Origin of the sequence: Shewanella oneidensis MR-1 (assembly GCF_000146165.2) — a bacterium.
GTDB classification, from domain to species: Bacteria; Pseudomonadota; Gammaproteobacteria; order Enterobacterales; family Shewanellaceae; genus Shewanella; species Shewanella oneidensis.
Genome location: NC_004347.2, coordinates 2,467,671 through 2,480,285 on the forward strand (window position 1 = coordinate 2,467,671; position 12,615 = coordinate 2,480,285).

The 12,615-nt window shown below is 42.3% G+C and carries 11 protein-coding genes, 1 tRNA gene and 2 pseudogenes; 6 read left to right on the forward strand and 8 right to left on the reverse strand.

Features of this window, described 5'->3' with window-relative positions; genetic code table 11:
* Positions 1-8: 8 nt before the first annotated feature.
* The 5 genes from SO_RS10830 to ccoN all read right to left on the reverse strand — a co-directional run bounded on the left by SO_RS10830 (position 9) and on the right by ccoN (position 3,830).
* On the reverse strand, positions 9-488 hold the full coding sequence (locus tag SO_RS10830) for a FixH family protein (RefSeq protein ID WP_011072347.1): 480 nt from the start codon (positions 486-488) through the stop codon (positions 9-11).
* A gap of 110 nt (positions 489-598) precedes the next feature.
* Entirely contained in the window at positions 599-1,567 is a 969-nt protein-coding gene (ccoP, locus tag SO_RS10835) for a cytochrome-c oxidase, cbb3-type subunit III (protein ID WP_011072348.1), read from the reverse strand.
* On the reverse strand, positions 1,567-1,743 hold the full coding sequence (locus SO_RS10840; protein WP_011072349.1) for a CcoQ/FixQ family Cbb3-type cytochrome c oxidase assembly chaperone: 177 nt from the start codon (positions 1,741-1,743) through the stop codon (positions 1,567-1,569). The genes ccoP and SO_RS10840 overlap by 1 nt, the downstream gene beginning before the upstream one ends.
* Positions 1,744-1,754: 11 nt before the next feature.
* Complete coding sequence (ccoO, locus tag SO_RS10845; protein WP_011072350.1) at positions 1,755-2,381, reverse strand: cytochrome-c oxidase, cbb3-type subunit II; 627 nt, start codon at positions 2,379-2,381, stop codon at positions 1,755-1,757.
* 12 nt (positions 2,382-2,393) lie between these two features.
* Positions 2,394-3,830, reverse strand: coding sequence for a cytochrome-c oxidase, cbb3-type subunit I (ccoN, locus tag SO_RS10850; protein ID WP_011072351.1), 1,437 nt, complete (start codon positions 3,828-3,830; stop codon positions 2,394-2,396).
* Between the two features lie 225 nt (positions 3,831-4,055).
* On the opposite strand from ccoN, the gene SO_RS10855 reads away from it, so the two are divergent.
* Positions 4,056-4,541 (forward strand): hypothetical protein, encoded by a 486-nt coding sequence (locus SO_RS10855; protein WP_011072352.1) that lies wholly within the window; start codon positions 4,056-4,058, stop codon positions 4,539-4,541.
* A gap of 99 nt (positions 4,542-4,640) precedes the next feature.
* On the opposite strand, the gene SO_RS10860 is transcribed toward SO_RS10855, so the two are convergent.
* Entirely contained in the window at positions 4,641-6,218 is a 1,578-nt protein-coding gene (locus tag SO_RS10860; RefSeq protein WP_011072353.1) for a DUF3369 domain-containing protein, read from the reverse strand.
* Positions 6,219-6,397: 179 nt separating this feature from the next.
* Here SO_RS10860 and SO_RS23230 point away from each other — a divergent pair, with 179 nt between their 5' ends.
* From SO_RS23230 to SO_RS10875, 4 genes and pseudogenes are all read left to right on the forward strand, one after another.
* The gene (locus SO_RS23230) at positions 6,398-6,616 is read left to right on the forward strand and encodes a hypothetical protein (RefSeq protein ID WP_165443320.1); all 219 of its coding nucleotides are present in this window, start codon (positions 6,398-6,400) and stop codon (positions 6,614-6,616) included.
* Positions 6,617-6,677: 61 nt separating this feature from the next.
* Positions 6,678-7,109 (forward strand): annotated as a pseudogene (locus SO_RS10865) (site-specific integrase); the annotation flags it as partial.
* A 63-nt stretch (positions 7,110-7,172) separates the two neighbouring features.
* Positions 7,173-8,332 (forward strand): IS3-like element ISSod1 family transposase gene (locus SO_RS10870; RefSeq protein WP_141135407.1). Its coding sequence is split into 2 segments (ribosomal slippage): positions 7,173-7,422 and positions 7,422-8,332, totalling 1,161 coding nucleotides; the frame shifts between segments, so codons are not numbered across the junction.
* Positions 8,333-8,338: 6 nt separating this feature from the next.
* A pseudogene (locus SO_RS10875) lies at positions 8,339-9,211 on the forward strand (tyrosine-type recombinase/integrase); the annotation flags it as partial.
* 692 nt (positions 9,212-9,903) lie between these two features.
* Here SO_RS10875 and SO_RS10880 read toward each other — a convergent pair.
* Positions 9,904-9,994, reverse strand: a tRNA-Ser gene (locus SO_RS10880).
* 80 nt (positions 9,995-10,074) lie between these two features.
* Complete coding sequence (gene punC, locus SO_RS10885) at positions 10,075-11,346, reverse strand: purine nucleoside transporter PunC (RefSeq protein WP_011072355.1); 1,272 nt, start codon at positions 11,344-11,346, stop codon at positions 10,075-10,077.
* A 115-nt stretch (positions 11,347-11,461) separates the two neighbouring features.
* On the opposite strand from punC, the gene punR reads away from it, so the two are divergent.
* Positions 11,462-12,364: a DNA-binding transcriptional activator PunR gene (punR, locus tag SO_RS10890; RefSeq protein WP_011072356.1), complete on the forward strand. Its 903-nt coding sequence runs from the start codon at positions 11,462-11,464 to the stop codon at positions 12,362-12,364.
* Positions 12,365-12,615: the final 251 nt, after the last annotated feature.

The following is a 12,615-nucleotide window of genomic DNA, read 5'->3' on the forward strand; positions in this document are numbered from 1 at the left end:
AACCACCATCAGTTCAACCACAATTGGATGTTATCTTTTAATTCAACGCGTTGATGAATACGCCATTTACCATCAAAACCTTCAAGGCGTACTTCCCAAGGACCGGTTAATACATCGGGAAGAGTAATGCGATATACATGGTTGGCATCAGCCGTGATTGTGGTTTTAAGGTCTTTTTCGGCAAGAGTGGGATGATAGAATTCGACTTTTAATGCGGCTTGATAAGTTGGGCCACCATGCTGAGTAAATAGCAGTTCATTGTGATTCTGCTCGAGTTGCCATTGCATGCCAAGCTGTTTGGCATATTTCACTTTGCTCAAGTCCATATTAATGGCTTTGCCATCTTTGTAATAATCCTCGGCAACCAGAGAGTCAGAATTTGAGAGAGCAATTTTTAGCGTAGCAAAACTTGCGATGACGGCACACAAAGGAAGAATAATTAAAAACCAAGGCCAAAACTGCTTATACCAGGGTTGTTGTTCGTTCATGTTGATTACTCATTATAAAAATTTGCGCCATTTTACCGTTAAAAGGTGGCTTTAGCACTTTAAAAAAAAGGCCTCGAGGTTATCGAGGCCTTTACGTTAAACATAACTAATTACTTGTTTGACAAGCTATAAACATAAGCTGCAATCACGTGAACTTTCTCTTCACCGAGAACATCTTTCCATGCTGGCATCACACCAGTACGGCCATGTTTGATGGTTTCTTCGATCACGCCGCGGCTACCGCCATATACCCAAACATCGTCAGTTAAATTAGGTGCGCCCATGAGTTTGTTGCCTTTTGCATCCATACCGTGACATGCAAAACAACCTTTCATGAATGAACCTTGACCTTGAGCGGCGAGTTTTTCATCGTGTTCACGGCCAGACAATTTAACAACATACTCCGCTAAACCAGCAATTTCGCTATCGTCTATTGGCAGACCACCTTTTGGTGGCATCATGCCATGACGACCACCCATGATAGTGGTTTTGATGGTTGCTAAATCGCCACCATATAACCAATCACTGTCGGTGAGGTTAGGGAAGCCCTTGCTACCACGTGCGTCAGAGCCATGGCACTGTGCGCAGTTTTGTAGGAACAAACGACCGCCCACTTTCAACGCTTCTTGGTTTTTCACTAACTCTTCGAGTGGTGTCGCCAAGTAAGCCGCGAAGATTGGGCCATATTTTTCGTTAGCATGTTTAACTTCTTGATCATATTGAACATACTGACCTTCTTTTGCTGCAAGTTCAACCGCAGCAGCAGAATCGGCTTTAATACCTTGCCCAGTACCAATGCTTTGGTTAGAGCTGGTCCAGTTCAATAGGCCCTTGTAGTTACCTAAACCTGGGAATAAGGCTAAGTAAACTAAGCCAAACACGATAGTGATATAGAACATATAACTCCACCACTTTGGCAGTGGGTTATTGAGTTCTTCAATACCATCGAAACTGTGACCCATAGATTCGCCTTCTTTGACATCCGTGGTGTTCTTTGAACACACACGCAGCAACAGAAAGCATCCTGCGATCACAATTAACGAGAGTACGCTAATCCAAATACTCCAGAAGCTACTCATCACTTATTCTCTCCTGAGTCCTTCGATTCCTTGCTGATTTCCTCATCAGAAAACACAAGGTTCGCTGCTTCATCAAAGGATTTTTGACGACGCGAGCTATATGCCCAAGCAAATATACCGACGAAGGTCAGCATCACAATAATGGTTAAAATACCTTGTAATGTACCGTAATCCATATACTGCCTCCTTATTTGAGTGCGTGACCCAAAGACTGAAGATACGCGATCAAAGCTTCCATCTCAGTTTTACCTTCAACGGCTTTTTGAGCGCCTGCGATTTCTTCATCAGTGTAAAGATCATTACCCTTGTAACCGCCTTTATGCATGTTACGTAGAATAGTCATCTTATCGCCGGTCAACTTGCCGTCTAACTTGTTTTCGGCAAGCCATGGGAAGGCTGGCATATTCGATTGAGGAACTACTGCACGAGGATCGATTAAGTGAACTTCATGCCATTTATCGCTATAACGACCGCCAACACGCGCCAAATCAGGACCTGTACGCTTAGAACCCCATTGGAATGGGTGATCCCAAACAGATTCTCCAGCAACGGAATAGTGACCGTAACGTTCAGTCTCTGCACGCAGAGGACGGATCATCTGACTGTGACAGTTGTAACAACCTTCACGAACATAGATATCACGACCTTCAAGCTGCAGGGCTGTATAAGGTTTCAAACCTTCAACTGGCTCAGTGGTATCTTTTTGGAAAATCAGCGGAGTGATTTCAACCAAGCTACCGAAGCTGATAGCGATAACCGTGAAGATCGCTAACAAACCGATGTTTTTTTCAACTATCTCATGATTAAATTTCATCGAGTTTGCTCCTTAAGCCGCTTTAGCTTCAGCCAGTGCTGGCAATGAATCTTTAGAAGCTTTCACAGTACGGATCACGTTGTATGCCATGATCAGCATACCGGTTAAGAAGAAACAACCACCGAGGAAACGTACAAAGTAGAAAGGATAAGAAGCTTCCAGACTTTCAACAAAGCTATAAGTCAACGTACCGTCAGCGTTAACAGCACGCCACATCAGACCTTGCATTACACCAGAAATCCACATAGAAACGATGTAAAGTACAGTACCGATTGTCGCCAACCAGAAATGGACGTTAACTAACTTGATGCTGTACATACGGCCATGACCAAACAGTACTGGGATCAAGTGATACAGAGAACCGATAGACACCATTGCAACCCAGCCTAGCGCGCCTGAGTGAACGTGACCGACAGTCCAGTCTGTGTAGTGAGATAAGGCGTTAACTGTCTTGATAGCCATCATCGGACCTTCGAAGGTCGACATGCCGTAGAAAGACAGAGAAACCACTAAGAAACGTAGTACTGGGTCAGTACGCAGTTTATGCCATGCGCCAGATAAGGTCATGATACCGTTGATCATACCGCCCCAAGATGGTGCGAATAGGATCAGTGACATCACCATACCTAACGACTGAGTCCAGTCTGGCAGGGCAGTGTAGTGTAGATGGTGCGGACCTGCCCAAATGTACAGTGCGATCAGTGCCCAGAAGTGCACAATCGACAAACGATATGAGTAAACAGGACGACCCGCTTGCTTAGGAACGAAGTAGTACATCATACCTAAGAAGCCTGCGGTTAATAGGAAACCTACAGCATTGTGACCATACCACCATTGCACCATGGCATCGACCGCGCCACTGTACATAGAGTATGACTTGAACAAGCTAACAGGAACGGCCATTGAGTTCACAATGTGAAGCACTGCAACCGTAATGATAAATGCACCAAAGAACCAGTTCGCGACATAAATATGCGAGGTGGTTCGTTTGATAATAGTGCCGAAGAACACTATGGCATAGGATACCCATACAATAGTGATAGCAATATCGATAGGCCATTCTAATTCAGCATACTCTTTACCACTGGTGTAACCCATTGGCAGAGTAATGGCTGCTGACAGAATGATGGCTTGCCATCCCCAAAACGTAAATGCAGCTAATTTAGGTGCAAAAAGTCGGGTTTGACAGGTGCGTTGTACGACATAATAGGATGTTGCAAAGAGGGCTGATGTTCCGAACGCGAAAATCACCGCATTGGTATGTAATGGTCGCAAGCGACTATACGTAAACCAAGGAGTATCAAAGTTCAGATGTGGCCAGATTAACTGAGCCGCAATTAAAACACCGACTGACATACCAACAATACCCCACAACACTGTCGTGAGGGCAAATTGGCGGACAATGGTGTAATTGTAATCAGCGCCTGTTGGCTGGGAATGGTTCATCATAATGCTTCCACTGCTTATTACTTTTACTTTTAGTAAAGACAAGCTTTACCTGTTATATATGACACAAAACTCAAATCTCCCTATAAGGGTTGTTGAGCTATGTCAATGCGTTATCCTTCACATTTGTGCGCAAACGTGAGGTTTCGCAATGATACTTGAGCCATGTCAAAAAAGATACCAAAGAAGGGGGTTGGAAAGTTGATCTAGATCAATCTGCTCCTTAGAATGTTAACATCTTGCATCAAAAGGTTAATTTTTGTGCTAAATCGTAATTTTGGCTTATTTCTAATCATGCTAGTTACAATGAATCTCACTGCTTGTAATGAAAAAACAGAGCAACAGGTAAAAACACCATCTGCTGACCCGAGTCTTTGTGCGTTTACGCAGGGGGATTGTCTTAAAGTGGCTGGTGATGTAACTCTTAGAATTAGCCTCTCACCGGGTAATGCGCCAAGTGAAAAACCATTAACATTGAAGCTATTATCTTCTGATGTAGTTGATAATCTGCAGGTCCGTTTAGAAGGTCGAGATATGTTTATGGGGGTTATCCCTGTGAATATTAACCAAGTGGACAAAACGAGCTACGAAGGGCAACTGATTTACGGCTCATGCAGTAGTGGCTATATGGTATGGCGGGGATTGATTAGTTTTACCCGAAATGGCTCTGAACAAGTGGTGACTTTTGACTTTTTAGCCGATAACCCGCAGTGAGTGGTGGATTTAAGCTAAAAAACACTTACCCAATTAGGCTTTATAATCATTTAATCACAAGAATTGTTATTTTCCCAACTGATTATCGAGCCTAATGTCTTACTCGTCGTGATCTTTCCAATTTTCTTTAACCTTGACGAAAATCTCGATGTTGTCGATAAAGAGTTCGAGTAAATCGGGATCAAAGTGCTTACCTGCACCTTTACGCATTTCGTCAATAACCTGTTCAAGAGGCCAAGCCGCTTTGTAGCATCGTGCATGGGAAAGGGCATCGAACACATCTGCAATTGCAACAATACGAGCAAATATGTGAATTTGATCTTGCTTTAAATTTGCAGGATAGCCTGAACCGTCATATTTTTCATGGTGTTGCAGAGCAATAATCGCTGCTGCTTTCAATATGGGTCGTTCAGAATTAGCAAGGATTTGATACCCGATCGTCGGATGTTGGCGCATAACCGACCATTCTTGATCATCTAACTTGCCTGGTTTGAGTAGCACCGCATCAGGGATCGCGATTTTACCAATATCGTGCATCGGTGATGCTCGACGCAGCAGATCTGCTTCGCTTTCAGATAATCCAGCAATAAGCGCAAGTTGAGCACAATACTCAGCCATGCGTTTCACATGGTTCGCCGCCTCTTTCGAGCGACTTTCTACAACATCACCTAAACGTAGGATAAGTTCTGATTGGGTATCTTCGACCTCTTGGTTAAGCAGTAAGTTTTCAAAAGCAACGCCAACATTTATAGCAAATATATCAATGAGTTTTTTATCTAAATCATCAATTTTATCAATACCATCCATATAAAGCAGGTTGATAAGACCACTCTTTGTGGGAAAATAGCCAACAAAGCAATTATCTTCGTATAAACAACGTTTATGGGCAAGCGCACTGCGTAATAACTTGTCGATATGCGAGGGTAGTGCTTTATTTATCGGGGTTTCAGCAAATTGCCCTGTTCCCGCTAAAATCTTAATATCTGTCGATTCCATATGACCGCTAATCGCATCCATTGCATTGCAGGTTAGCAGTAGCGTTTCAGAATCGAGATTAAGTAGAGTTGCAACTTGTGTAAGTAAACCATCGGCGAATCTATGAAGTGTTCTCAGTTCAAATAATCCTGAGGTAGCTTCGAGTACTCGTTCTAATCCTTTTCGATGGTTAACTTGCGCACGTCTTGCCTGCTCAATTTCCATAATATCACGGTAAGAACGCAGGGCAGAGTAGACACTTGTCATTAACTTGCGAGAATCGAGTTCAGATTTTGCTTTATAATCATTGATATCGTAGTTGACAATGACGTCTTCTTCCGGAGCTTGGCCCGGTTGTCCTGTACGCAAAATTAGACGAATAGTTTTGTTTTTGTGGTCTTCACGGATCCATTTCACTAATTCTAATCCTGCGTGATCTGTTTCCATTACAACATCAATAAAGGCTATTGCCAGATCTTGTTCATTTATTAGGAATTCTTTTGCCTGCTCAGCACTGTAAGCATTGATGAATGAGAGGGCTCGTCCATCGAGTTTGAAACGAGAAAGTGCAAGTTTAGTGACTGTGTGGACATCAGGCTCATCATCGACAAGAAGTATTTTCCATGGTGCTAAAGATGCAGAAGTTTCAGTGGTTTTTTTTCCTGAGAAGAGCGGCTTTTTATTTGTAAGATCAATCACCATCTGAGACCTCATCAGTAAATTTACGTCGCACAAGTAGAGTGTAGTTGAAGCTTGTCAAATCAGTAATAAATTATTATCAAAGTGGAGTAGGTCGCAATTTCACAAAAAACGCAATTGATAATCGTTATCATTAATGTATTATCAAAATAGATAACGAACTAGGAATAGATATGGCATACATGACAGGAAGGATCAATTTATCGATATCAGAGGAGAAACTTGCGCAACTCATTCGAAAGGGAAGTCTGTGTGCCGCAGATTTTTCATGTCTAGATCATCAGTCGAAGCAAAAAGTCTGGCAACTTTGTCTAATATGTTGTCAAAATCGTATAAGTTGCCATCAATGTACACAAACAAGCTGTCCACAAATTGAACGACTCATTAATGCCGATAAATAACGTTATCGGCATTTGTATTTAAGTATTATCATGCAGCAAACCATTATATTTAAAAGTTAATATGCAGTTCCCTCCAGTATTACCCTTATTTGATTCAATTGAATTCATACAAGATGGAAACAGTGTGGTGAATCAATATATCACCCAAGTTAGCCTCACGGATGTGCCAGATGCAGGTTTAGTTATGGAGCACGCAACAGATTGGTTGTTTGAACAAAAACACAGTGAAAACAACTATAAAACATACCGAAGCGAACTCACAACATTCCTACACTGGTGTTTTGATATCGCAAAAATATCACCCACACAAGTAATGCGAAAAGATATGAGCCGCTATGCGGATTATTGCTTAGCGCCACCTTTGATGCTTATCGCTTACTTTAATGTGCCTCAGTTTAAGTTCGACAAACTGCAAGGGGAGCGAGTGCCTAACAGTCTATGGCGACCATTTGTGGGCAAAAAACAACTGGGGCAAGTACAGCCGTATACTGTTCTGGTCTAATCCCATCGGACACTTAATTTTGAGACAGTATGGTCAATAAATTAAGAGGTCTATATGAGTCTGAAAAAATCACATAAGAGTTATCCGCAGGCATTTAAAGATGAAGCCGTCTTGATGGTGCTGGAGCAAGGTTATAGCGTTGCCGATGCGGCAAAGTCTCTTGGAGTTAGCACGAGCCTGCTTTACAACTGGAAGGAAAAACACGAAGCCCTGCAACAAGGCATCACCTTAGAAGAGTCTGAGCGTGATGAGTTGAAGCGATTGCGTAGAGAAAACAAAGAATTACGCATGGAGAAAGAAATTCTAAAAAAGGCAAGCGCCTTCTTTGCGAGAGAAATGAAGTAAGATTTCGTTTCATCAAACTGCAATCTCACCTGTTTCCCATAACACTGTTATGTCGAGTAATGAGTGTCAGTAAGTCAGGCTATTACGATTGGCATAAACGCCCTGCAAACGTGATAAGCGTTGAAACACTGAAGCTTTATCGCCTTGTTCGACAGCTATTTAAGCAAAGTCGAGGCAGCTTAGGGAATCGTGAAATGGTGAAGAAATTGCGCAAGGAAGGCTACCAGGTTGGTCGCTATCTCGTTCGTAAAATTATGCACCGCCTTCGACTCAAAGCAACCCAGCGATGTGCTTACAAGGTGACGACACAGCGAAAACACTCAGATGCAGTGGCTGATAACCTGTTAAACATGAACTTTAATCCAGTATCGGCTAATCAGGTCTGGGCGGGTGACGTGACCTATTTAAAGACGGGTGAAGGCTGGATGTACTTAGCTGTGGTGATGGATTTATATTCACGCCGGATTGTGGGATGGCGCATAGACAAACGCATGACCACAGATTTGATATCCAAGGCATTAATAAAAGCCTACAACCTGCGACAACCAGCGCGAGGGCTGGTATTTCACAGTGACCGAGGCTCGCAATATACCAGTAAACAATTCGGTAGGCTGCTATCGAGCTATGGTATCCGAGCCAGCATGGGTGATGTGGGTGCGTGTTGGGATAATGCCGTTGTTGAGCGATTCTTTGGTAGCTTGAAACACGATTGGATTTTTAAAGTTGCTCAACCAACAAGGGAGTTTATGAAGCAAGATGTGACGGCTTACATCAAATATTACAACTTGGAGCGACTTCATTCTGCTAATAACGATCTGTCACCTGTAGAGTTTGAGAATTCTCAAGTAAAAGTGTCCAGTTTGGGTTGACCAGTACATACATTGAGTGATAACGCGTTAAAAACCAAGGTCGCTATTTTATCTTCTTTTTATACTTACTTAATAAGTGAAGAATTTTGCGAACGTAATCCTGCGCAAATTTGGTTGAATCACAGTCGTTTTGCTCTAAATAAACAATATCAAAATCAAACTGATGAAGATGAAAATAGCTTGGCCTTCACGGAGTTACAGTGGTCCTATGTGATGACTACTGTTACTCAACTTGCTGAAATATTACCAGAATTACATCAACGCAGCTTATTTTTGATTTCATTAACTTATTCTTGCTATTTACGTATTTCGGATGTTTCCGCGCGCGTTGGTTATTCACCCGTTATGGGTCAATTTAGGCAAAATACGCAGACAGGCATTTGGAGTTTTCACATTCCACTCAGTAAAGGTGGCAAAAAACGTAGTGTTGCAATTTCAAAAGCGTTACTAGCTGGTTTAGTAAAATATCGACAATTTTTAGGTCTTCCAGATTATCCAAGCCAGGGAGAACTTCATCCCTTATTTGTTCGGCACAGAGCCGCTGGTCGTGGACGAGATGTCGGCTTAGTGAATGCCAACCTTGGGATCCGTCAGATACGAGAAGAAATCCAAGCCATTATTAATTTGGCTGCGGATAAAGCTCAAACCGATGGATTTATCCAAGATGCAGCACAAATGCGCAAGCTCACTGCACACAATATTAGGCATACAGGGATCACCCATGACATCAATATCAATCGTAGACCGTTGTCACATGTCCAAGCCGATGCAGGCCATGAGAGTATTGACACCACATCAAAATATTTGCACACCACACAAATCGAAAGACACGAAAGCGCTTATAATAAGCCATTAGATCATTTACAAGGTATTGATTAGCAGTGTGTTGATACTAACCAGATCCCTCCCACACAAAACTGCGCACAATGTATATTATGTTAAATCAGATGTCTGAGCATTTCAAGCGTGTGGTCCTTTTTAAAATCATTGATTGCTCACACTAACGCACCACATATTACGGATCGTCAGAGCTTTTGTTTGTTATTTATGTATTCAAGATTTCTTCATTTTCTAAATGATTCGGCTAATCACATACCGACAACCTAAGTTTATGTTGAAGTTGCAGTAATGACTTATGTCGATAACTTTCATCTGTCTGATATTTCCAAGTTGTAGCCAAGAGACCTTCTTCTCTAAACTCAGTGACAGCAAGAAATTCCACTAAAGGTCTGGTGTATAGACAAAAAACATAAACATTTTCTCAAGGATAAAGACATGACCACCAAGCGCAGTACTGCCTAAAAGCATCTGTAACATCCATACTTATATCCAAGCGCCCTAACCTCCTAGGCATCATTTACACAAAATAGCAGCGCAGTGGATCAGTACATAGAACCATGGTTTGCAAGCTAGGACTGAGTTTAGAAGATCATAAATGCAAAAAGGCCGCTAATTGCTTAGTGGCCTTTTTGACTGAATATGCCTGAGGATCTGCGTTTAGAATCAGGAATCCAGAGTTTAAATTGTATAAACAAAAAAGCCATCATTGTTGATGGCTTTTCCGTGAAATATGGCGGAGGAGCAGGGATTTGAACCCTGGGTGGGCTATAAACCCACGCCGGTTTTCAAGACCGGTGCATTAAACCACTCTGCCACCCCTCCGAACGAAGCGCATCATATAAGTAAGTTTACTGACTGTAAAGCACTAACTGATAATTATGCGCTAACTGTTCGTATTACACTCAATCTGCTTGATTTTGCTTCGCATTTGCAACGATTCCTACTCGAGCAGGATCTGGTGCAGTAAAGTGATGAGCAAAATCTCCCCATGTCTGTTCTGTTTTAAGTACATAACCTAGGATAACCAGCAGTGAACAGCATAGAATGCCCCAACCTATGGCTACTTCACCAAAATTGGCCCACATGGCCACTAAACTAGAGGCCCCGAAAGCGATGGTGATCTGCAAAAAGTTTTGTAACCCCGCAGCTTTAGAAGCATGCTGGGTAAATTGCTGCAAGGCACTATTCACCACTATCGGATAAATAGCTCCGTTCGCCGCCGCTAAGATTGAGAATGAAATAAGTAGTGGGAAAATGGTTATTGTTTTAAATAGCAAGGTAAATAACACGATCGAGACAACACAAATCCCAAAAATAGACAGCAATACATTAAGGGTTTTATCTGCTCCAATGCGTTTTATCAATAACTTACTCGCATAACCACCGACAATAAACATAATGGTTTGTGGGATAAAGCTAAGGCCAATTTCGGTTGCTTGATAACCATGCTGCTCCATCACAATCGGCCATACGGTCAGGTAGGCAAAAAATGCACCTGAACACGCACCAAAAATCACCACATTGCCTAAATAGCGAGTATTTTTCAAAATTTGCCCATAGGAAACAGCGCTAGGCTTGATATCTTGGTGTTTTGATTTACCTGGCACAAAGTACAAGGTCATCAAAACGAGTAAAAAAGCAATCACACACAATGAGATAAATATTGCACGCCATCCAAATTCGTTCAGAATATAAGCGCCTAAGATCGGTGCTAACGCGGGTGACAGTGCAACTAACGGCATAATATTGCTGAAGATCCCCTGTGCTTTTTCTGCATCATATTGTTCAACAACGATAGCTTGCCAAATTACGCCAGCACTGCAGGCGCCAATGGCTTGGAAAAAGCGGGCAATATTCAACATCATTACCGAGTCACTATTGGCGATGGCTACGCTCGATAAAGCAAAAACTGCCAACCCAATGAGCAGAGCATAACGCTTGCCGAGTTTGCTGACTAAAGGCCCATAGATAAGTTGCCCAAGTGCCAAGCCTGCAAGGAAACAGGTCAACGACATCGCCACTTGCGAGGGTGAAGAATTTAACGAACTTTCAATTGCTTTGAAAGCAGGTAAATACATGTCGGTGGCAATAAAGCCCAACATACTTAAGAGAGCTAAATAGAGTAAAAATATAAAAAACTTCATATTTACAAAGATGTTACTAGATGTTTTCATAAAATAATCATGTCAAAAGACTAAAGGCGTGCAGTCTAAATACTTGTTAATTTTATTGGAAACGTTTATTTTTGACAGATACTATCAATAATTTTCATCACAATGGATGTCAGCTATGCTCTCGGAACAAGCGTTAGAACTCATTGATATTGTGGCCCGAGTGGGGAGTTTTACGGCAGCCGCCAATCGGTTGCACAAGGTCCCTTCCGCTGTCAGTTATGCCGTTAAACAAATCGAAGAGGAGCTTGGTGTTGTGTTATTCGAGCGGCACCATCGAAGTGTGACTTTAACCCCCGCGGGTGGGCATTTTGTTAAGCAAGCGAGAAACTTGTTGACACAAATTGATGAAATGAAACGTGGTACCCAGAGGGTTGCAAATGGTTGGCAACCGACTTTATCAATTGCATTGGATAATATTGTGCGCGCCGATCGTATTAGCGTGTTGATTGCTGACTTTTATCGCCACTTTCATGATATTGAATTAATTATCCGTATCGAAGTATTTAACGGTGTGTGGGAAGCCCTTGCGACCGGACACAGTGATGTTGCAATTGGTGCCACTACCGCCATTCCTGTTGGTGGTGTGTTTCAGTACAAAGATATGGGTGATATCGAGTGGGCGTTTTTAGTCAGTAAAAACCATCCCTTAGCGAATATTGATAGACCCTTAACCGACGAAGAGCTGCGCCCATTTCCTTCCATTTGTTTGGAGGATACCTCCAGGGAAATTCCTAAACGTATGACTTGGTTACTGGAAAACCAACGTAGGCTAGTCGTTCCCGATTGGATCCGCGCTATTAACTGTTTTAGAGAAGGACTTGGTATCGGCTATATGCCTGTGCATTTGGCCAGTGTGTTTATTAAAGCTGGCGCACTGGTTGAGAAGCAGCTTGAAAACCCCAAACTGACAAGTCCCTGTTGTCTTGCTTGGAATGCTGACAAAATGTCACCCGCTCTTGCTTGGGTGCTCGATTACTTAGGGGATACGGATAAACTGCACCGCGAATGGCTAGCTTAATATTAGTGTATTGTGGTCAGATTAAGCTTGTTTTAAAGTCACTGTGCTGCACTGATGTAAAGGAATAAGCTTGCGTCGTCAATGAATACAAAAAAATAAGGATTTACAACTTGTTATTTGTGGTAGGAATCCTTTAAGCCAACCACGGTTTTAGGTAATATTCACTTAGATTTACTGGATTTACGATATTAACGGGAACTCTTGTCACCGTTAAAAGTCAAAATGATCAGTTTGGATTAAATGCTAATGGA

What these genes read in the sequence shown, in the direction of transcription:
- SO_RS23230 (WP_165443320.1), top strand. Translation starts at nt 6,398, where the DNA reads ATGACAGGAAGGATCAATTTATCGATATCAGAGGAGAAACTTGCGCAA.
- ccoO (WP_011072350.1), bottom strand. Translation starts at nt 2,381, where the DNA reads ATGAAATTTAATCATGAGATAGTTGAAAAAAACATCGGTTTGTTAGCG.
- SO_RS10840 (WP_011072349.1), bottom strand. Translation starts at nt 1,743, where the DNA reads ATGGATTACGGTACATTACAAGGTATTTTAACCATTATTGTGATGCTG.
- punR (WP_011072356.1), top strand. Translation starts at nt 11,462, where the DNA reads ATGCTCTCGGAACAAGCGTTAGAACTCATTGATATTGTGGCCCGAGTG.
- punC (WP_011072355.1), bottom strand. Translation starts at nt 11,346, where the DNA reads ATGAAAACATCTAGTAACATCTTTGTAAATATGAAGTTTTTTATATTT.
- SO_RS10855 (WP_011072352.1), top strand. Translation starts at nt 4,056, where the DNA reads ATGTTAACATCTTGCATCAAAAGGTTAATTTTTGTGCTAAATCGTAAT.
- ccoP (WP_011072348.1), bottom strand. Translation starts at nt 1,567, where the DNA reads ATGAGTAGCTTCTGGAGTATTTGGATTAGCGTACTCTCGTTAATTGTG.
- SO_RS10860 (WP_011072353.1), bottom strand. Translation starts at nt 6,218, where the DNA reads ATGGTGATTGATCTTACAAATAAAAAGCCGCTCTTCTCAGGAAAAAAA.
- SO_RS10830 (WP_011072347.1), bottom strand. Translation starts at nt 488, where the DNA reads ATGAACGAACAACAACCCTGGTATAAGCAGTTTTGGCCTTGGTTTTTA.
- ccoN (WP_011072351.1), bottom strand. Translation starts at nt 3,830, where the DNA reads ATGATGAACCATTCCCAGCCAACAGGCGCTGATTACAATTACACCATT.